Origin of the sequence: Prevotella dentalis DSM 3688, assembly GCF_000242335.1 — a bacterium.
Classification (GTDB): Bacteria; Bacteroidota; Bacteroidia; order Bacteroidales; family Bacteroidaceae; genus Prevotella; species Prevotella seregens.
In genome coordinates, this window is record NC_019968.1 from 1,412,719 (window position 1) to 1,433,717 (window position 20,999).

At 59.1% G+C, this 20,999-nt stretch carries 11 protein-coding genes; 7 read left to right on the plus strand and 4 right to left on the minus strand.

Annotation, left to right across the window (positions count from 1 at the left end; all coding sequences use genetic code 11):
- Window positions 1-9: 9 nt before the first annotated feature.
- From PREDE_RS13120 to PREDE_RS13135, 4 genes are all read left to right on the plus strand, one after another.
- A complete protein-coding gene (locus PREDE_RS13120; protein WP_005846055.1) occupies window positions 10-1,770 on the plus strand; it encodes a RagB/SusD family nutrient uptake outer membrane protein in 1,761 nt (586 codons plus the stop codon).
- Window positions 1,771-1,852: 82 nt separating this feature from the next.
- Window positions 1,853-3,175: a DUF6055 domain-containing protein gene (locus tag PREDE_RS13125; protein ID WP_005846057.1), complete on the plus strand. Its 1,323-nt coding sequence runs from the start codon at window positions 1,853-1,855 to the stop codon at window positions 3,173-3,175.
- A gap of 77 nt (window positions 3,176-3,252) precedes the next feature.
- Entirely contained in the window at window positions 3,253-6,231 is a 2,979-nt protein-coding gene (locus PREDE_RS13130) for a beta-L-arabinofuranosidase domain-containing protein (RefSeq protein ID WP_235777512.1), read from the plus strand.
- A 261-nt stretch (window positions 6,232-6,492) separates the two neighbouring features.
- A complete protein-coding gene (locus PREDE_RS13135; RefSeq protein ID WP_044127012.1) occupies window positions 6,493-8,961 on the plus strand; it encodes a glycoside hydrolase family 127 protein in 2,469 nt (822 codons plus the stop codon).
- A 96-nt stretch (window positions 8,962-9,057) separates the two neighbouring features.
- On the opposite strand, the gene PREDE_RS13140 is transcribed toward PREDE_RS13135, so the two are convergent.
- Both PREDE_RS13140 and PREDE_RS13145 read right to left on the minus strand, forming a co-directional pair.
- Window positions 9,058-9,927: a GSCFA domain-containing protein gene (locus tag PREDE_RS13140; protein ID WP_015310581.1), complete on the minus strand. Its 870-nt coding sequence runs from the start codon at window positions 9,925-9,927 to the stop codon at window positions 9,058-9,060.
- 27 nt (window positions 9,928-9,954) lie between these two features.
- Entirely contained in the window at window positions 9,955-12,780 is a 2,826-nt protein-coding gene (locus PREDE_RS13145) for a bifunctional fucokinase/fucose-1-phosphate guanylyltransferase (protein ID WP_044127015.1), read from the minus strand.
- A gap of 192 nt (window positions 12,781-12,972) precedes the next feature.
- Between PREDE_RS13145 and fucP the strand changes: the two genes are divergently transcribed.
- Window positions 12,973-14,304 (plus strand): L-fucose:H+ symporter permease, encoded by a 1,332-nt coding sequence (fucP, locus tag PREDE_RS13150; RefSeq protein ID WP_005846065.1) that lies wholly within the window; start codon window positions 12,973-12,975, stop codon window positions 14,302-14,304.
- Window positions 14,305-14,328: 24 nt separating this feature from the next.
- Here the strand turns inward: fucP and PREDE_RS13155 are convergent, their stop codons facing one another.
- On the minus strand, window positions 14,329-17,028 hold the full coding sequence (locus tag PREDE_RS13155; RefSeq protein WP_005846066.1) for a LamG-like jellyroll fold domain-containing protein: 2,700 nt from the start codon (window positions 17,026-17,028) through the stop codon (window positions 14,329-14,331).
- Window positions 17,029-17,114: 86 nt separating this feature from the next.
- Complete coding sequence (locus PREDE_RS13160; protein ID WP_005846068.1) at window positions 17,115-19,640, minus strand: YfhO family protein; 2,526 nt, start codon at window positions 19,638-19,640, stop codon at window positions 17,115-17,117.
- Between the two features lie 135 nt (window positions 19,641-19,775).
- Here PREDE_RS13160 and PREDE_RS13165 point away from each other — a divergent pair, with 135 nt between their 5' ends.
- Together PREDE_RS13165 and PREDE_RS13170 are read left to right on the plus strand one after the other, a co-directional pair.
- On the plus strand, window positions 19,776-20,474 hold the full coding sequence (locus PREDE_RS13165) for a 5'-methylthioadenosine/adenosylhomocysteine nucleosidase (RefSeq protein WP_005846070.1): 699 nt from the start codon (window positions 19,776-19,778) through the stop codon (window positions 20,472-20,474).
- 12 nt (window positions 20,475-20,486) lie between these two features.
- On the plus strand, window positions 20,487-20,966 hold the full coding sequence (locus PREDE_RS13170) for an S-ribosylhomocysteine lyase (RefSeq protein WP_005846071.1): 480 nt from the start codon (window positions 20,487-20,489) through the stop codon (window positions 20,964-20,966).
- Window positions 20,967-20,999 lie beyond the last annotated feature (33 nt).

Genomic DNA, 20,999 nt, shown 5'->3' on the forward strand with positions numbered 1-20,999 from the left:
GCAAACGATATGAAAAAGATATTATATATCATCTTAATGGTATTGTGTGGAGGGCTGGGACAAGTGCTTGTTTCATGCGGTGACTTGCTCGACCAGAAGTCGGATCGTGTGATCTATTCCGACAAGGAGCACCTCAACAACGCTTCTGATACCCTTTATTCCGTAATCGGCATCATGAACAAGATACAGGCCTTGGCAGACCGCACTGTTCTCTTAGGAGAATTGCGCGGCGACCTGGTGGATGTGCGCAGCAACACTGCTGCCGATTTGCGTGAGATTTCCAACTTCAATGTCTCGACCAACAATCAATACAACTCGCCCCGCGACTATTATATGGTCATCAACAACTGCAACTATTTCCTTGCTAATGCAGACACTGCATTGAAGAACAACAGAAATGAATATATCTTCCGCAAGGAGTATGCCGCAGTAAAGGCATTCCGTGCCTGGACATATTTGCAGTTGGTGCTCAACTACGGCAAGGTGCCACTCGTTACGGAGCCTGTCTTGACCAAGGATGACAACGACAAGCAGTATGAGATGAAAGACATCAAAGGCATCTGTGAGTATTTCATCAACGACATCGCACCTTACGCAGATGTGGAGCGCCCCAGCTATGGTACAATCCGTAGCAATGATTCACGTCTCTTCTTCTTCCCAATCTACGTATTGATGGGAGACTTGAATCTCTGGGCCGGCAACTATCGTCAGGCAGCATGGTGCTACTATAAATACATTTCCACTCGCAACGGGGCGAACTCGGTCTATCCAATAGGAGGTTACCAAGTCTCATGGATGAAAGGCGATACCAAGTGGAAAACCACATTAGGTACATGGAGAACCCATTGTTTCTATACAGAGAGCATAGCCGACGATTCAGAGGTTATCACGGTGATTCCTGGCGACTCCATACCATCAGAGGGCAACTATAGCCATTTGCAGAATTATTTTAATGCAAGGGAAAGTAACAATTACCAGGCTTCCATTGTATCTTCGCAGGCATTGAGAAATTTGTCGGGAGTGCAGAAGTATTGCCATGTCAACTCTGCCAATGAAATCGTATACGCACCCGACAATCTGGTAGACGATAAGAGTGGCGACCTTCGCTATTCAGATTTTTATACGGAAAGGTCTGTAAACGTAGCGGTAAGCGGTGCAAAAGTAGACAAACTCATAGAATGCCAGAAGTATAGCGGACGCAATGTGCGCATCTACAGATGTGCCATGGTGTATCTCCGTTTGGCAGAGGCTCTGAACCGTGCCGGCTTCCCTCGTTTTGCATTCTCCATTCTGAAGACAGGGGTAAACAATAACGTTATAGAAAACGACATTATTCCATATTATCCGGAGGAAGAGGCTTTCTTGAAACAGTTTGATTTCCCTACAAGTAAGTATATCCTCAGAACAAAGGCGAACGCTTCCACGGAGAATACGATAGGTATTCATTCTCGTGGGGCAGGTTGGACGGAATACAACGACTATTACCTCTACCCGGAACGTGATACGGCGGAAGAGGAACAGAATGCCGTTGAAGACCTCATCATGGACGAGTGTGCCTTGGAGTGTGCCTTTGAGGGAACCCGATTCTATGACTTGATGCGTGTGGCTTTGCGCCGCAACGCCCCTTCTTATCTTGCTGACAGGGTATATGCGCGACGGGGAGCAGAAAAATTGGCAGAGATGCAAGGTATAATTGCCGTCGACCTAAAGAATCCCAACAACTGGTATCTCAATTGGGACAATCAGTTGGGATTGTCAATCACGAAATAAGTACTATTATAAACAAAGAGGAGGACTAAAAGACACAACCCCCTCTTCTAAATAATTGCTCAATAACTGTATCTTATCAGCAATGAAACAGCTTTTACTGTCCATGACACTGACGGCTACTGCCGTGTGCCCTGTCATGGCGCAAGACCCTTTTGAAGCTCTTTCTGTACCTCCGGAGAATCCGACGACGGCGACGCAGAAACTCATATTCGTGCCCGACTCGCTGAAACCATACGATTTCAATGACGACAATGCCCGATGGTGCTGGCGGCACAGCGCACAAACACAAAATGTAGTTTACTTTTGGGAGAAGCCGTTCGGCGACGACACCTCCAATCCCCCTTTGCTCGACGGCCAGCCCATGAAGTTTGATATTGGCAACCTACAGAACAGGGTGGAGCGTTTCTACCGGTTCTTCCGTGATACTTTGAAGTTTGCTTTGCCGGGCAGCCTTTGCGAGAAATACAAGATGATGGTGATGGTAAACTATTCACTGGAGGGAACAGCCTATGGCGGAACGTATGACAACTTCATCGGCGCCTTGTGGGTGACCCCCAACCGCATCCAGGACAGGAAGCTCAATTGCCTGGTCCATGAGCTGGGACACAGCTTCCAAGCCCAGATTATGGCCGACCGTGCGGGTGAGGCATGGGGTGGGACCGGGTTCTTCGAGATGACGTCGCAGTGGATGTTATGGAGGGTTAATCCCGACTGGCTCACCGATGAGAACTACCATTTCGAGGCATTCAAAAAACTTACCCACAAGGGATTTCTGCATAGTGAGAACATCTATCATTCGCCATACGTCATAGAGTGGTGGGCCGAAAAGCATGGTTTGCCAAGCATTGCCCAACTTTTTCGCGAGGGTAAGCTGGGCGAGGACCCCGTCATCACCTACAAACGCAAGTATGGCATGACACAGAAACAGTTTAACGACGAGATGTTCGACTGCTATCGCCATTTGGTAAACTTCGATTTCGACTATGCCCGCAGGGAGACAAGAGAGTATGCTTGCACATTCTCCACACCGATGCAGAAGCAGACGAATGTCTGTCTGCGCCCTGCCGAGGATTGCATTCCCGAGAATTATGGTTTCAACGCCATCCGGCTGGATGTACCGCAAAGCGGTAAGAAGGTCACGGTTGGTTTCCGTGCTTTGGTCCGGAGTAACAGCAAGGGCAAAGTGGAGCACTCCATCGGCTATCGCTATGGCTTGGTAGGAGTGACCGCAGACGACCGGTGCATTTATGGACAGGTGGGAGAGGCTGTCAAAGGAGAAGTTACTTTTGCCGCCCCCCGGAACCAGTCGCTGAAAGCCCTCTATCTGGTTGTCATGGGAGCGCCAACCAACCATTCCCAAGATCCCTCTTCCCGTCGATTCCCATACGAGGTGAAGATAAGGTAGGTAATATTTGACTATTAGTGCAAAAAGAGGTGATGCTACTGACTGCAAATAGCATTCGCCAAGAAAAAAGTGGAAGTATGAATTCAAAACTATTTATGATGTTCTTAGGAACGGCGTGTTGTGCTTTCCTGGCCATAACACCATTGTTTGCACATGGCAAGGCTAAATCTGCAAAGGATAAACGCTACCTGAATGTGGGCCATACATTCGTTCCCGACTATTCGAGGCCTCGTTCCATAGCCGAGGTTAGTCCCGTGGTCGTGGACTGCCCTGTGGGAACGTCGCCGGTGCTCCCTTTCAGGGTGTGGGTTGTCTATTCAGACGGTGCCGCGGAGTACCGGCAGGCAAGATGGAGCAACTCGTCGCTGGCCGAAGAAAAGGGCGAGACAGACCATGCCAAGCATCCCGAGGGAAGCCGTTATGAGGTGAACGGATACATCATAGGCGATGCAACCACCGACAAAGGCTATCCCATCAAGGCGCAAGTCAGGGTTGTCGCCACTGCCGTCGCCGCTCCCGGGCAGGAGATGGCCCATGCTTTCTCTCTTGCCGACGTGACGCTGGACGGCGACAACCGGCTCACCCACAACCGCGATGAGGCCTTGCGCGAGATTTGTTCTTGGGACGTGAGCCAGCAACTCTATAATTATCGCGACACATACGGGCTTAGCACCGACGGTTATACCCGAAGTGACGGTTGGGATTCTCCCGACACAAAACTCAAGGGACACGGCTCCGGCCATTACATGTCGGCCATAGCCCAGGCTTATGCCGTGACGAAAGACCCGCGGCAGAAGGCCATTCTCCGCAAGAACATCACGCGGATGGTGAACGAACTGCGTGCTTGCCAAGAGAAAACGTTCGTGTTCGACAAAGCCTTGAACCGCTATTGGGAGGCCCGTGACTTCGCACCCGAGGAGGAATTGCGGGGCCTGAAAGGCACTTGGGAAGCATTCGACGAATACAAGAAGCATCCCGAAAAGTACGGCTATGGCTATATCAATGCTATTCCCGCCCAGCACTGTGCACTCATCGAGATGTATCGTGCCTATAACAACAGCGATTGGGTTTGGGCGCCCTATTACAGCGTGCACAAGCAGCTGGCCGGTCTCATCGACATTGCCACCTATTTCGACGACAAGGCCATTTGCGACAAGGCGCTCTTGACAGCCAAGGACATGGGCCTGTGGGTGTGGAACCGCATGCACTATCGCACCTACGTGAAAGAAGATGGCACCGAAGCAGAGCGTCGCAGCAAGCCGGGCAACCGCTACGAGATGTGGGACATGTACATTGCAGGTGAGGTTGGCGGCATGAGCGAGTCGTTGGCCCGCTTGTCCGAGATGGTTTCCGACCCGGGAGAAAAGGCCAAACTCATTGAGGCGGCCGGTTGTTTCGACGCTCCCAAGTTCTACAACCCTTTGTCCAAGAACGTGGACGACATCCGAACACGCCATGCCAACCAGCACATTCCCATGATTGTGGGGGCACTGCGCAGTTACAAGACCAACAAGAATCCGTTCTACTACCATCTTTCGCAGAACTTCTGGCATCTGGTGCAGGGCAGATACATGTATGCCACGGGCGGTGTGGGCAACGGCGAAATGTTCCGACAGCCCTATACGCAAATACTGAGCATGGCAACCAATGGCATGCAGGAGGGTGAACGTCAGGCCAATCCCGACATCAACGAGACCTGCTGCACCTATAATCTCCTGAAACTCACGAGCGACTTGAACTGCTACAACCCTGACGACGCCCGATACATGGACTATTATGAGCGTGGGCTCTACAATCAGATTGTCGGTTCGCTCAACCCCGACAAGTATGAGACCTGCTACCAGTATGCCGTAGGGCTCAACGCCACCAAGCCCTTTGGCAACGAGACCCCGCAGAGCACCTGCTGCGGCGGAACCGGTTCGGAGAACCACACCAAGTATCAGGCTGCTGCCTATTTCGCCAACACCCATACGCTTTGGGTAGGCCTCTACATGCCGACCACCCTCCATTGGAAGGCAAAGGGCCTGACCATCAGGCAAGAGTGCGCGTGGCCGGCCCAGCATACGGCCATCCAAATTGCCGAGGGCAAGGGCGAGTTCACCCTCAAGTTACGCGTGCCTTACTGGGCCACCGGCGGTTTCGAGGTCAAGGTGAACGGCAAGAAGGTGAAACAGCTTTTCAGGCCAAGCAGTTATGTGGCTTTGGAGAAGACCAGATGGAAAGCGGGCGATGTCGTGGAGATAGACATGCCTTTCACCAAGCATATCGAGTATGGGGCCGACAAATTGACCAGCGAAGTGGCAAGCATGGACGGCACTCCGCTGCGAACCGCCTGGGTCGGAACCTTGATGTATGGGCCGCTGGCGATGACGGGAACGGGCTCGGCTATCTGGAAAGAGGCCACGCTCGACGTGGACAGTTATCTGAAAACGGTTGAGGAGGGCAAGGGAAACGGCGTGAAGACAGGGGCGGACGCCAACCTGTTGACGCTCTCCTTGAACGGAAAAGTCTTCCAGCCCGACTACTATCGCAACGTCAACTCCACCCATTACTACCGCATTCATTTCACCGACATGGAAGCCACGGCAGCCGACAAGAATGCCGTGGCCGACCTTTCGGAACTGAAATCGCTTGTGGACATGGCCAGGCAGCGCAAGGCTGACCAGGAGAAATGGAATGCGATGGCGACGAAACCGGAGCACGCCCCTTGGGCGCCGCATGGCTATGAGCGGATGGTCAAGGCCATGCTGCAGGCGCAGGAGGTGCTGGCCAAGGATAAAAAAGACATCACGCAGGACGAGTTGGAGGGAACAGCTTCCATGCTCAACAAGGCCATCAACACCATGCGCCCGGGCAATCTGGCCGAGATGGAGGACCTTCGGCCGCTCTCGGCCCTCCTCTCCCGCGCGGGCCGGTCCGACGGGAACAGCAGCAAAGAACTTCGTGAGGCGGTGGATTATGGCAGAATGGTGATGAAATACGTGACCGACGGAAGCGGCACACACGACTTCATCAAGGAAGCCATCCAGAGATTGAAAAAGGCTACGGGACAGTAAAAAGCCCGTTCCAGACCTGCAAAGACCTGCAAAGGAGACTGTGTTGCAACAAGGACACGGTCTCCTTGAAGCGTCCAACGAGCCACCAAAAGCATGCGACGATTGTCCAAAACGGCGATAGGAGACGAAATTTTCACCGTTTTAGACGAATTTTTCCTGCGTTTTACCCGTTTTTTGCGTAAGTTTGCAAAGGCATGGCATACGCCTGTACGGAGGCTCAAGCCATGCCAACGTCCGAAACTTCAACACCAATACCATACGATGAAAAAGAATCTTATCATGACCGTCGCCGTGGCCACGCTGGCCATGGCGGTGCAAGCCGGGAAGCCGAAGGCGGCCCCGGGCTATCCCATCACGCCGGTGCCGTTCACCTCGGTCAAGCTGTGGAACAACACGTTCTGGGGCCAACGCCTGGAGACGTCGCGGCGCGTCACCATCCCCCTGGCCTTCAGCAAGTGCGAGACAGAGGGCCGCTACAAGAATTTTGAGCGGGCCGTGCACCCCAGCGACAGCTACGACGTGAACAAGCTGATGCCTCTCAGCTTCGACGACACCGACCCCTACAAGACCATCGAGGGGGCCAGCTACATCCTGCAGACCTATCCCGACGCCCGGCTGAAGCACTACATCGACAGCGTGCTCGACATCATCGGGGCGGCCCAGGAGCCCGACGGCTACCTCTACACCGCCCGCACGCAGAACCCCAAGCACCCACACGGCTGGGCGGGAGCCACGCGATGGAGCAAGGAAGAGGACTTGAGCCACGAGCTTTACAACCTGGGACACATGGTCGAGGGAGCCGTGGCCCACTGGCAAGCCACCGGAAGCCGCAAGTTTCTGGACATTGCCACGCGCTATGCCGACTGCGTGGTGCGCGAGGTGGGCCCCCGTGCCGGACAGGCCTGCGTGGTTCCGGGCCACCAGATTGCCGAGATGGCCCTGTGCCGGCTCTACCTGGCCACGGGCAACCGCAAGTATCTGGACGAGGCCAAGTTCTTCCTCGACTACCGTGGAAAGACAGAAATCAAGAACGATTACTCCCAGAGCCGCCTGCCCGTGCTCCAGCAGGACGAGGCTGTGGGCCATGCCGTGCGGGCCACTTACATGTATGCCGGCATGGCCGACGTGGCCGCCCTCACGGGCGACACGGCCTATATCCACGCCATAGACCGCATCTGGGACAACATCGTGGGCCGCAAGCTCTACATCACAGGCGGCATCGGGGCCACCAGCAACGGCGAGGCTTTCGGCAAGAACTACGAACTGCCCAACATGAGCGCCTACAACGAGACCTGCGCCGCCATTGGCAACGTCTACGTCAACTACCGGCTCTTCCTGCTTCACGGCGAAAGCAAGTACTACGACGTGCTGGAACGCACGCTCTACAACGGGCTCATCGACGGCGTGTCGATGGACGGCGGCGGCTTCTTCTACCCCAATCCGCTGGAGAGCATGGGCCAGCACCAGCGTCAGGCATGGTTCGGCTGCGCCTGTTGTCCGAGCAATGTGTGCCGCTTCCTGCCGTCGCTTCCGGGCTATGTCTATGCCGTTCGCGACCGTAGTGTCTACGTAAACCTCTTCCTCAGCTGCTCCTCGCAGTTTGATGTGGCCGGCCGCCGGGTGTCGATCAGCCAGGACACGCGCTATCCCTGGGACGGCGACGTGGCCCTGAAAGTGGAGGGCAACAAGGCCGGCGTGTTCGACATGAAGATTCGTATTCCCGGTTGGGTGCGCAACAAGCCCGTGCCCTCCGACCTCTATGCCTACAGCGACGAGCTGCGTCCTACGTACAGCGTGACCGTGAACGGCCAGCCCGCGGCGGCCGAACTCACGCCCGACGGCTACTACACCATACGCCGCAACTGGCGCAAGGGCGACGTGGTGCGCGTGCATTTCGACATTCCGGTGCGCACCGTGAGGGCCAACAACAAGGTGGAGGCCGACCGCGGACAGGTGTGTGTGGAGCGCGGCCCCCTGGTCTACGCCGCCGAATGGCCCGACAATGCGTTCGACATCATGAACGTGCTCGTGGGCCAGAAGCCCGTCTTCACCCAGGGCTCCATGCCCTACGACAGCTTCATCGCCGACAGTCTGAAAGGCCGCCTCACCCAGTATCGCGGCCTCGCCGTGCAGACACTCTCCATGCCCGCCCAGACGCTGGCCTACGACAAGGACGGCCGGCTGGCCACGCACGACGTGACGCTGAAGCTCATTCCCTACTTCGCCTGGGCCCATCGCGGCAACGGCAACATGAAGGTGTGGCTGCCGCAGGACGTGCGTGCCGCGCGCCCCGCCGTGCCGGTCACGCTGGCCTCACAGGCCGAGATAGCCTCGTCCACGCCCACCCGCAGCCTCTACAGCATTGCCGACGGACTGGTGCCCGCCGACGAGAACGACCGTAGCGTGCCCTATTTCCACTGGTGGCCCAAGCAGAACACCACGGAGTGGATAACCTACACGTTCCCCGAGCCCAAGACCGTGCAGACCAGCACCGTCTACTGGTACGACGACCAGCCGTGGGGCGGCTGCAAGGTGCCCGACAGCTGGACGCTGAACTATCAGGACGAGGCCGGCAACTGGCACCCCGTGACCCATGCCGACGCCTATCCCACGCAGCGCGGCGCGGCCTGCACCGTGCATTTCGACCCGGTGAAGACGCGTGCCATCAGGCTCGACGTGAAGCAGCCCGAGAAGCACTCGTCGGGCCTCTTCGAGTGGATGGTGAAATGACAACGACACAAAGGCCCCGCGATAAACGTATTATCGCGGGGCCTTTGCGCTGTAATCGCGCGGCGTTTGCGCCGTCGCCGCATCGCCGTTGCGGCGTTATCGCGGCCGCCTGGCGGCCTCCACGCGCTGCATCAGCTCGCGCTCCTGCTCGCGTGCCTTGGCCAGAAAGGCTTGGTATTCGGCCGATTCCGGGTGGAACGGCTGGTGGGCAAGGGCTTCGCGAATGGGTTTCCATGCCCGCAGAAACTCGTGGGTGGCCGGGGCGAAAAGCGTCTCGGCCATGCGTTCGTAGATATAGTCCACGGCCTGGGCCGAGGGATGCAGCATGTCGGGGGCGTAGAAACGGTAGTCGCGGAGCTCGTCGTTCACAATCTCGTAGGAGGGAAAGTAGTACAACGCCCCGTCGCGGCTCTCACCGCCGTCCCCGGGAGGGGCCGCCGCCGCCGAGACCACGCTGTCGGCGGCCAGCAGCAACGTGGCCTTGGAAAGCTGGCTGCCGTGGTAGCCGTACTTGCGATAGCGGATGGGACTCACCGTGAGCACGAAGCGCACAGCGGGGAAATGCCGGCGGATGAGGCCGATGCTGCGGCGCAGGCAGTCGGCGCACTCGGCGGTGCCGAGGCTACGCTCCTCGAAGAGCCGCGGCGGCCGCTTGCGGCAGTTGTCCACAATCTCGCCCGTTTCCTTGAGCACGTACACGCGGTTGGTGCCGAGGGTGAAGACGGCCGTGCCCGGCTCGTCGGCACGGAAAGGCATGCCGCCCTCGGCGATGAGCCGCTCCACGGTGTGCAGGATGCTGGCCGGATTGTACATCACACCGTAGGGATTCACCACGGTGCGGAACTTTTCCTGCTCGAACCGCCGCCCCATGCTGTCGGCAAAGCACGACCCCACGAAGAGCATGCGCTCGCAGGGCATGATTTGCCACGGCGCGGCGGGAATGTCTACAATGGTTCTGAAATCCATGATGTTCTTCTTGAGCTTCAAGGGTGTTCAGCTTCTCGACACTTGCAGCCCGTGCCGGCTCAGGCTCATGTCCACGAATCGGGCGTTGGGTCGCAGGGGGTGCTCGTCAACGATGGCCTTGATGCGGGCGGCCGCCTCGGGGTCTTTGGCCATCATGTAGAGGTAGCCTCCGCCGCCCGCCCCGGGCAGTTTGTAGCCCAGGCACAGGTCGTCCACCAGCTGTGTGAGCCGTCGGCACTCGTCGGGGTTGGTGCCGCTGTCGAGCATTTGGTTCTGTTTCCAGGTCGTGCGAACCAGTCGCCCCACGGCCTCGAAGTCCTGCCGCTGGATGGATTCGTACATCTCCATCGTGTGTGCTTTCATCTCCCGCAGCAGCATGAGCTCGTCGTGCTGGTTGAGAAACATGCGCCGCACAATCTCGGAAAGGATGGTTTTGGCCGTGCGCCGTATGCCCGTGTAGTAGAGCAAATGGCAGGAACGGTACTCGGGTTGGGTGAAAAGCCCGTCGGGCAGCCACCTCACGGAGGGTGTCTGCTCGAATCCCGGCTGCGTCTGCAACAGTTTCACGCCGTGCAGCAGTCCGCCGAACTGGTCCTGCCAGCCGCCGCCTGTGGTGAGCATCTGCTCCAATTCGAGCGTGCGGCGGCCTATGGTCTGCTTGTCCCAGCCCAGTGCGCAGAAGTCGCTGAGGGCTCCGAGCACTGTGGCGGCCAGCACCGAGCTGGTGCCCAGACCGCTGCCCGCGGGGATGGCCGAGAGTAGCGTGAGCTCGATGCCCGAGCCAAAGGCCCGCAGATGGTCGCGCAGCGTGGCGTGTCCGGCCGGTTGCCGGCCGCGGCCGAAGCCGGCCAGCGTGAGCGCCGCCTTGGGAATGGAGAACGGACTGCCCACGCGGTCGCAGTCGGCCAGCTCTTCATAGGTGGTCACCGTCTCCGTGGCCCCGAGGTCGATGCTGTGCAGAATGATGTGGGGCTCGGCGCAGGGCTTCACGTAGGTCTGGATGGGCGGCTGGCCGTTGAGCTCTATGGCCAGGTTGATGACGCTCCCGCCCTCCATGAGGCAGTAGGGAGGGGTGTCGGTCCAGCCGCCGGCAATGTCGATGCGCACGGGGCTGCGGGCCCACACTATCTGGTCGGTGGCCACGCGTCGGCCGGCTGCCGGAGCCTCCGGCATGGCGGTGGTGCCCGTGGACAAGGCCGTCGTGGGCCCGTCGGCGGGTGTGGGGGCCGCCAGTCCCTCGCGCAGCAGGGCAAAGGCCCGCTCCTCCTGCGCGAGGCCGCCTTGGCCGTCGCTGCTGTTGAGGCGGGCCAGCTCGGAGCGGAACATGGCGTCGTGGATGCGGGTCATGAGCGGTGCACGGACGTCGATGGCCGGCGGTTCGGCCATGTGGTGGCGGGCAAACTCGCGGGCGGCGTCAGCCAGGTCGAGCTGGTAGAAGATGCTGTGCTCGTAGTTCAGGGCCAGCCGCGGCCAGGCTTCGGCCCGCAGCCGCGTGCGCTGCGCCGTGAGCCGGCGCAGGTTGGCCCGGGCCGAGATTTGCTCGGCACTCACCTTGGGTGCCTGCTCGAAACGGGCACGGGCCTCGGCCGACCTGTCCTGGCCCAGCATGCAGGCCAGCAGCTGCCCGGCGGCCTCCACGCTTTCGGCCACGGGGAATAGGGGCTTCTGCTGCAGGTTGCTGTCAAAACGGTCGTCGTAGCGGTAGGGGCGCACGGCCCAGTGGGCCTCGCCCATGGGCACAAGGTCTACGCATTGGCCCGGCTCCAGCGTGAGCGACCAGTCGTTGCGGGGCACGCCGGTGACGATGTTCTCGCGCGAGAGCGTCCAGTCCGGGCCCACGTGGCTGTTCTCTATCCAGATGTTCACATTGCTTTCGGTGAGCCGGCACTCGGCGAGCGCGTTCTGCACGAAGATGGCGGGGTGGGGCTTTCGCGAGTGGTGCATGATGCGCCGCTGGTCGTTCACTAAGTTCTGGATGGCCAGTGTGGACGAGAGCAGCTCGTGGGAAGTGCCGAAATGGTAGAACTCGCCGCCGGGCAACGGCAGCACGGCCACCGACAATTGGGCTACGGCGGCGTCGTGCACGGTGGGCCGCGTGCCGAGACAGCAACCGAAGGTGCCGTAGAGATCGTAGTCGGTTACCCGGTCGTGGGCCACGGCATGCTCCATGAGCACGCGCACGGCACGGTCGGAAAGCAGCCAGACACCGATGTCGGTGAGGTAGTAATGGTCCTTGAGCAGCTGGCCCAGCACGGTTGGCGTGGGCTTCTGCAGCATGCACTCCAGCTCCGAGGGCCGCTGCCGCGAGGAGACAAACACGCCGTGGTCCTTGGCAATCTCGGGGCCCAGCCACAGCCCGTAGCACACCACGTCGGCCTCGGGGATGGGCTGCAGGGGCTGTGTGGCGCGGATATAGACGTCGCCGCTCACCACCATGGTGTGCAGCCGGGCCGGTGCAGCCGCCATGATTCGCTCGTAGAGCGGCAGCTGCAATTGCAGCAAGTCTTGCGAAAGCCGCTGTCCGCGCTCCCAGCGGAACACGGGCAGGGGGGTGAGAATCTTGCCCGAGGGGGCATAGGCCGGCAGTCGGCGGCTCTGCCCGCCGGCGTGGATGAGGATGTGCTTTTCCTGTGGCAGCCGGTCGAGGACCCGTTGCAGGTCGCCCGGCCGCAGCCTGCCCTCGGCCGAAGGGCAGCCGGCCAGGGCCTTGAGTAGCAGCCAGGCGGTGCCGCCGCCGGAGCCCAATTTGCGGCCCACGGGGTCGTGGGCGCAGAACCATTCGGCCGGGTCACAGCCGGTGATGTCATGAAAACATTCTACGAGATTGGGGGGAAGCGAGAGCAGTTTCTTCATGCGTGGGGTCTCTAAGTGGTTTGCGGGCACGCCTTGGCGGTCGTGCCCTTGCCCGCAAAAATACAAAATAATTTTGGTGATAACGCCTTTTTGTTGTATTTTTGCGCCAAAACCATGGGCCTTTGACCCACGCGACGGGGCTGCCAGACGGCCCTGCCACGGCAGAATCGACCTGACACCTATTCAACAAACATGAAGACAGCATCGCGTCCGGACGGACTTTTCAAGAAAGACGGCACCAGCTTTCTGCTGGCGTTCCTCATGATTACCCTGTGTTTTGCCCTGTGGGGCTTTGCTAACGACGTGACCAACCCGCTGGTTTCCTCGTTTGGAAAAATCTTCCAAATCAGCAAATTCGAGAGCAGTTTCGTGCAGGTGGCTTTCTATTTGGGCTATTTCTGCATGGCTTTTCCGGCGGCCATGTTCATCCAGCGCTATTCGTTCAAGGCCGGTGTGATGCTGGGCCTGGCCCTCTATGCCGTGGGCGCGCTGGCCTTTGTCCCGGCCAAGGCCTCGGGACTGTTCCTGGCTTTCCTGCCCGCCTACTTTGTGATGACCTGCGGCCTCTCGTTTCTTGAGACCAGTTGCAACCCTTATGTCTACTGTATGGGCTCGGCCGACACGGCCACCCGACGGCTCAACTTTGCGCAGGCATTCAATCCCGTGGGAGCCATTTCGGGCGCATTCGTCGCCCTGACCTACGTGTCGGCGGGGATCAACCCGGCCGACAGTGCGCTGCGCGCCCGGCTCAAGGCCGGTGACACGGCGGCGTTCGAGGCCATTAAGGCCCACGATCTCGACATCTTGGTGCAGCCCTATCTCTACATCGGCATCGTGATTCTGGCACTGTTGGCCGCCATTGCCCTCACGCGCATGCCCAAAACCGGTGACACCGGCGAGCGGCGCAGCCTGTGGGCCGCCGTGGGACGGCTGGCAAGGCTGCCCAATTACCGCCGCGGCGTGGTGGCCCAGTTCTTCTATGTAGGGGCGCAAACGGTGTGTTGGGCCTACATCATGTACTATGGCAACCACGTGTTCTGCGACCTGGAAGGCATGGCCGAGCCTGCGGCCCACCAGCTCACCACCTATTATTACTTGGGTGCGCTGGCCCTGTTTGCCGTGGGCCGGTTTGTGTGCACCTACTTCCTCAAGTTCGTCAACCCCGGCACGCTACTTGCCCTGCTGGCTGCTACCGCCCTGCTGTTGCTGGTGGGCGTGGTCTTTGCAGACGGCAGAGTGGGGCTGTGGTGCCTGGTGTCGGTGTCGGGTTGCATGAGTTTGATGTTCCCCACTATCTATGGCATCGCCCTGACGGGCATCCGCGACGACGTGAAATTTGCCGGTGCCGGCCTGGTGATGAGCATTTTGGGAGGCAGCGTCATCCCGCCCATTCAGGCTGCCATTATGGATGTAGAGGGGCGGGTGCTGGGGCTGCCCGCCATGAATTTTTCGTTTGTGGTTCCTATGATTTGCTTTATGGTCATTGCCGCTTACGGCATGCGGAGCCGCAAGCTGGCCGTGTAGCGGGCTGGCGCAGGGCGCGGCGGGTTACCGCCTGACCACCTTGCGCCCTTTCTGCACGGCGACGCCCTTGTAGCTTTCGGCCACGCGGCTGCCGCCCAGATTGTAGAGCGGTTCAGCCTTGCGGCTCTCCTCGGCTTCGGGAGAGGCGATGCCCGTGGGCTGGGAGATAAGGTCTCGCAGCTGTTCCTGGCTGAGCGCGTGGTTGTAGATGCGCACGTCGTCGAGGGCTCCGGCAAACAAAGGGTCGGTTCTGAACTGGCTTCGGCCCAGGTAGTTGAGCACGGGGTGGATGTCGCTGGGCTTGATGGTGACGCCCGTGGACGAACCGACGGCCTGCCCGTCCAGCCAGAGGGTGACGGTTCCGCCGCCAAGAGTGACGGCCACGTGGTGCCAGCTGTTGGCCGGGAACTTGGTCGGGGCATCCACGGTCTGCTCGTCTCCGCCGTCCTTGATGGCGAAACGCATGTTCGTGCCGTTGCTCGGCGTGAGGAACATGTACTGCGTTGTGCCGTTGCCAAAGTCGAAGAGGCGCGTCCAGCTCTTGCTGTTGTTGGTCCATTTGGCCCATAGGGCGATGGTCATTTCGTCCATGTCGCCCGCCTCGTAAGGCAGTTGCAGCCAGCCGGTACCGTTCAGTGCGAGGGCCTGGGCACCGACTTTGGCATCGGTCTGATAGGCCGGAGCCTCAGGGCTGACGGCATCCATCATGTTGGCCGACTCGTCGTTGATGCTGCCTTCAAACTGCCACGAGGCCACCATATCCTTGTCGTTGCCGGGCCTTGCCTGTATGGTCGTGCTGGGTTCGGAGGCATTGAGCGACTTGTCCACGGCCACCACCTTATATATATAGGTGGTGCCGGGGCGGCAAGTATTGTCTGTATAGGAGGTGGCGGCGATGCCACGGGCGATGGTGTTCCACCCGTTCCCGTCGGCATCAGCGCGCAGAACGGTGTAGCTGTCCACGTCGGCATCGGTGCTTGCCGTCCAGTTGAGCCTCACACTGGCCGATTGCGGCGTGGCCGTGAGCCCGGTGGGGGTGGTGGGTGCAGTGAGTTCTGTGGGTGCGTCTATGGGCAGGAAGCGCCACAGCTGGCGGTCCAGGTTGGCGCCGGTGAGCAGACTACTCTGCACGATGCTGATGTTGCTCACCTTGCGGTTAGCGCGCAAGGTGAGGTAAAGGCCGCTTTCACGGTTGCGGATGAAATAGAAGCCGTCGCCCGCATACTCCGTGTACCACTGCTCGTTGCTGGCATTCTGGGCGTTGTAGGGAATGACATTGGCCCCAGATTCCGTCGAGTTGTTGAGCACGTTCAGGTGCAGCCCAGTCGCGGGATTGGTGATGGTGTAGAAGCTGTAGTCGCCGCCGATGCGATCGCTGGCCGGTGCAATGGCCCAGATGTCCTGCTTGCGGGGAGTGGCGGTGGGCGTGTAGCAGTTCTGAACAATGTCGTCTGTGCCGAGGGCGGCCACCAAACCCTGCGTGCCTTTGTTCATAATCTTGTACTCTCCGGCCGTGAGCGGCTTGCGCTCCACGTCCTCGCCGCTGGTGATATTGTACACGCGCTCGGCGTTGGTCTGGCCTGTTTGATAGCCTGTTCCGCCGGGATATTCCATGCGGAAGGCGCGCAAGGGGCCTTGACCGTCGAAGTAAACGTCGCGGTCGGGCGAGAGAAAGAGGTACGTGGAGTTGTTGGCCTGACGCTCGCTGCCGCCCACAAAGGCCTTGGCCTGGCCGGTGGCATCGTCGCGATAGACCGATGCTGCCGTCCACGTTGCGCGGTTCTCGGCATAGGCCAAGCGGGTGCCGTGGTTGCTGATGCGGCAAAATTCACCGCGGGCGCGGCTGTCGAATCCCCACCAGATGCCGGTCTTCATGCCATAATGGACGGCTATCATGGCCTCGCCCACGTTGTGCAACTCGTCGGCGTAAGGGTAGTTGCCGTCGTCGACCACCTGCTTCCAGAAGTTGGCAAAGCTGTTGAACGACCCCGCCAACTGGTGCGTGTTGCCCCATGTGGCATAGGGTTTCACCCCGTTGTACCAGTTGGCGGCATAGTCATTGTTGAGCGTATTGCCGGCCGTGATGGCTATATTCTCGAACCGGGGGTAGTTTTCTTTCAGCAGTTTGGCTATTTCCTTGAAGTTGGCCAGCGTTCCCTCGTTCCACGGCGTATAGTCGGGCTCGTTGAAAGGAGACACCGCCACGACCTTGTGGGCGGGATATTTCTCCTGCATGTAGGCCACCGAGGCGTCGATAAGGCGGGCCCAGCGTTCGGGATTGGCCCTGTTGCCCGACGAGTAGTAGCTGTTGATGTATTGCGAAGAACCGTCGCCTTGGTCGGCGTTGAGCACGATGTCGAGGCTGTGACTTATCAGATTGATGGCTGCCGTCCGCCGTCGCAGCATGGTCTGCTGTGCCTTGGTGAGGGTGGTGTCACCCACCAGAGGCTCGTTCATTTGGAAGCTGCTGCGGGCAATTCCCAGGTTTTCCCTGCCTATGAAATTGATGCCTTTGCGGATGTTTTGCTCGTTGAGCCAAGCCACGTCGAGGCCCCATTGGACGGGCAATTGCGTGCCGGTGGCCGACAAGGAGAACGGAACGGTGACCTGGGCGACGGGCCATGGGGTCAGAAACAAGCTGGAGCCGGGACGGTATTCCTGGGCCGGTGCCGCGGCACTGGCCAGCAGAAGACCGAGGGTGAGGAGAGTCTTGCAGGATGTCATGGGAGGAATGCGGTTGGGTTATGCGGTTGTCCTGCCGCGCAACAGGCGTTTTCTGCTGCGCGGCAGGACGTTGCTTGGTAGTGTGTTCAGGGCTTCTGCCATGCTGTTGCGCCCTTGTTCTTCTTCCATTCAAAGAAGAGTCCGAGGGCCATCAGTACCGCAAGCAGGCCATAGGCCGCGTAGGCCACGGTCTCTGTCCTGCGGATCGAGGACGGGTGGAAGTCGAGCGCGACGGTGTGTTTGCCCGGTTTGAGGTTGATGGCACGCAGGATATAGTTGACGCGCCCCAGTTCGGCGGGCTGCCCATCGACGGTGGCCGTCCAGCCGGGATAGTACACTTCGGAGAACACCAGCACGCCACCCTTGTCGGAGTTCACCTCATAGCTGAGGGCATTGGGCGCATAAGTCTTCAGTGTGGCCATGGACATGCTGCCCTGTTGCACCGACTGGCCGAGCTGTTGGGCGAACCGTTTGTCGGCCACGGCCTCGTGGCGCAGGTTGATTTTACCCACGGCGGCAATCTCGGCATTGGCATTATCCACGTAGTCCACCTTGTCCACGAACCACGCATTGCCGTAGGCATAGGGGTTCTGGATGGGCACGGTTTGGCCGTTCTGTAGGCCCATGATGATGTATTTGGCGTTGAGCATGTTGATGACGGGGTAGATGGAGTCGCCGTTCACCTTGGTCATGTCGCCACCGGCACCGGCTATCGCCGGAATCATCTTCCGCATTTCGGGCGAGATATAGGCGTCGATCATCTCCTGATAACGCCGCAGCTTGGCTGCGTGGTAGCCGCCGATGCTCTTGTGATAATACGATGTTTCGTTCTCGTTGAACGTGTTGGAGGCCAGATTGAGCACGCGATAATCGAGGCCCTTGTCCTTGAGAATCTGTTGGTCGGTAGCCGTCATCGGCTGCGGAGTGTCGCGCACACTCTTCTCCACAAACATGCCGTCGTTGAGATAACGCTTGTTGACCTGCCACATATCGACGAGACAAAGCAGCGCGATGCAGCCCACCAGGAACTTCGCGTTGAGGCGTTTGGCCCGGTAAAGCCAGAGCAGCAGCGAGCCCGCGAGGATGACAAGCAGCGACCGCAGGGCGTCGGCGGCAAAGATATACTTGCGCACACTCACGAGGTTGGCCTTGAATCCCTCCACCCATTGTCGGGCTTCGGCACCCTGCTGGGCTATCTGGGCGAACTGCTGCGACTCGGCAGTCGAAATGTAATCGGGGAAGAACAGTCCCGGCGCCAGCCAGAACAGCAGGGCGAATCCGCCGGTGAGGGCGAAGCTCAGATAGAGCCATCTGGCCTTTTGCTTCAGGATTTCGGGCTCGTCCACTATCTTCTTCAGGGCGAGCATGGCCAGCAATGGGATAGTGAACTCGGCTATGACGAGGATGGAAGCCACCGTGCGGAACTTGGCATACATGGGCACATAGTCGAGGAAGAAGTTGGTGAAGTCCATGAAATTACGGCCCCACGAGAGGAGAACGGACAGCACCGTGGCGGCGAGCAAGGCCCATTTCATGGGCCCTTTGACGATGAACAGGCCGAGAACAAAGAGCATCAGCACGAAAGCCCCCACGTAGACGGGGCCGCTTGTGCCGGGCTGCTCGCCCCAATACTGGCCTATCTGCTGATAGGCCTGCACGAAATTGGGGTCGGCCTTCTCCATGGCCGTCCTGTTTTGGCTCATGGGAACGCTGGCCCCGCCCTTGACATTGGGCACGAGCAGCGTCCAAGTCTCGCCGATGCCATAGCTCCACTGCGTGATGTAGTCGCGGTCGAGGCCGCTGGAGGTCTGGTTGGCGGCATTCTTTTTCACCAGTTCACTCTTGCCGCGCATGCTCTCCTGCGAGTACTGCCACGTGTGGTAGAGGTTGGAAAGATTAATGCAAATGCCGATGGCTGCACCGGCCATGGCCACAAGCGAGGCTTTCCAAAAGCGGGCCATCCGGCGTTCGCGAATGGCCTGGACAAGCCAGGCAATGACCATGAAGAGGATGATGAACAGGTAATAGTAGGTCATTTGCACGTGGTTGGCGTTCACCTCGAAGGCCGTAAAGATGGCCGTCACGATGAATCCCCACAGAAATTTGCCCCTGTAGGCCAGTACAAGACCGCCGATCATAGGCGGCAAATAGGCCAGTGCCATCACTTTCCAGATGTGGCCCGCGGCTATGATGATGAAGAAATAGCTGGAGAAAGCCCAGATGACGGAGCCCAGCACGGCCAGGTATTCACGGAAGTTGAAGGCGCGCAGCAGGATGTAAAAGCCCAGCAGATAGGCAAAGACATACCACACATAGTCGGGCAGACCGAGGTGGTAGACGGTGATGACCTTGCTCAACACGTCTGTGCTGTTGTACGAAGGAGCCGTCTGATAGGTGGGCATGCCGCTGAAGGTGGCGTTGGACCAGCGGGTGCGCTCGCCCGTTTGCTGCTGATATGCACGCGCCTCTTGGGCGGATCCGCGGCCAGCCGACGAGTCGTGCTGGTAGAGAATGCGCCCATCAAGGTCGGCGGGCATAAAGTAAACAAAGGAAATGACGGCGAAAAGCACAATCGCCAGAACGTCTGGCAGGCATCTCTTGAGTGTTCCCATGATTTGTGATAAACGTTTATTTTTGCTTCGATGGTTATCGCATAATGCTGCGCAAAGGTAGATAAATTTCGCCGAAAAGTTAAAAGTTAAACGTTAAAAGGTGCAATATGCCGCCGTTTTTGTAACTTTGCAGCCATGAAGAAGATAGGAATTATCGTGGCGATGGACAAGGAATTTGCGCAGCTGCAGACCTTGCTCGAGGCTGCCCGCACGGAGCGTCGCCACGCAAAAGACTTTGTGACGGGCCGCATGGGCCCCGCCGAGATCGTCATGTTGCAGTGCGGCATCGGCAAGGTGAACTCGGCCATTGGGGCCGTGGAGCTCATCAACGCCTTCCATCCCGACCTCGTTGTCTCCACCGGAGTGGCCGGCGGGGCCAGCGTAGAGCTCAATCCGCTCGACGTGGTAGTGGCCACAGCCTGTGCCTATCACGACGCATACTGCGGCCAGGAGGTGGAGTTCGGCCAGGTGATGGGGCTTCCCGCCCGCTACACAGCCCCGCCCGAGCTGGTGGAGCGCGCCCTCGAGCTCGACGCAGACGGTCGTCCGGGCCGGGTTTGCAGCGGGCTCACGGTGAGCGGCGACTGGTTTGTGGACAGCCGGGAGAAGATGCAAACCATCCTCGACCGCTTCCCCGAGGCCATGGCCGTGGACATGGAAAGCTGCTCCATTGCCCAGACCTGCCACCTCTATCACACACCCTTCATCTCGTTCCGCATCATCAGCGACGTGCCGCTCAAGGACCACAAGGCCGCCCAGTACTTCGATTTCTGGAGCCGAATGGCCGACGGGAGCTTCGGCATGACCAAGGCATTTCTACAGAAAATCATTTAAAAACAAGACCGTATGGACAAGATTCCCTCTTTCACCATCGACCACACGCGACTGCTGCGCGGCATCTACGTGTCGCGAAAAGACGTGGTGGGCGGCGAGACCATCACCACATTCGACATCCGAATGAAAGAACCCAACCGCGAGCCCGCGCTTCACAACGGCGCCATCCACACCATGGAGCACCTGGCCGCCACGTATCTGCGCAACGATGCCGAGTGGAAAGACCGCGTCGTCTACTGGGGCCCCATGGGCTGCCTCACGGGCAACTATCTGCTGCTGCGCGGCGATTTGGAGTCGGCCGACATCGTGGAGCTCATGAAACGCACGTTCCGTTTCGTGGCCGAATACGCCGGCGACATCCCCGGCGCCGCCCCGCGCGACTGCGGCAACTACCTGCTTCACGACCTGCCCATGGCCCGTTGGGAGGCCCGCAAGTACCTCGCCGAGGTGCTGGAACGCATCCAACCCGCCAACCTCGCCTACCCGAAATAAGGGGGCGAGGGGTGGAAATATGCCCCGTTTTTG

Excerpts from the sequence above, each read along its gene's own strand:
- PREDE_RS13135 (WP_044127012.1), top strand. The coding sequence starts at position 6,493 with ATGAAAAAGAATCTTATCATGACCGTCGCCGTGGCCACGCTGGCCATG.
- PREDE_RS13155 (WP_005846066.1), bottom strand. The coding sequence starts at position 17,028 with ATGACATCCTGCAAGACTCTCCTCACCCTCGGTCTTCTGCTGGCCAGT.
- PREDE_RS13160 (WP_005846068.1), bottom strand. The coding sequence starts at position 19,640 with ATGGGAACACTCAAGAGATGCCTGCCAGACGTTCTGGCGATTGTGCTT.
- PREDE_RS13170 (WP_005846071.1), top strand. The coding sequence starts at position 20,487 with ATGGACAAGATTCCCTCTTTCACCATCGACCACACGCGACTGCTGCGC.
- PREDE_RS13140 (WP_015310581.1), bottom strand. The coding sequence starts at position 9,927 with ATGGATTTCAGAACCATTGTAGACATTCCCGCCGCGCCGTGGCAAATC.
- PREDE_RS13120 (WP_005846055.1), top strand. The coding sequence starts at position 10 with ATGAAAAAGATATTATATATCATCTTAATGGTATTGTGTGGAGGGCTG.
- PREDE_RS13145 (WP_044127015.1), bottom strand. The coding sequence starts at position 12,780 with ATGAAGAAACTGCTCTCGCTTCCCCCCAATCTCGTAGAATGTTTTCAT.
- PREDE_RS13130 (WP_235777512.1), top strand. The coding sequence starts at position 3,253 with ATGAATTCAAAACTATTTATGATGTTCTTAGGAACGGCGTGTTGTGCT.
- PREDE_RS13165 (WP_005846070.1), top strand. The coding sequence starts at position 19,776 with ATGAAGAAGATAGGAATTATCGTGGCGATGGACAAGGAATTTGCGCAG.
- PREDE_RS13125 (WP_005846057.1), top strand. The coding sequence starts at position 1,853 with ATGAAACAGCTTTTACTGTCCATGACACTGACGGCTACTGCCGTGTGC.
- fucP (WP_005846065.1), top strand. The coding sequence starts at position 12,973 with ATGAAGACAGCATCGCGTCCGGACGGACTTTTCAAGAAAGACGGCACC.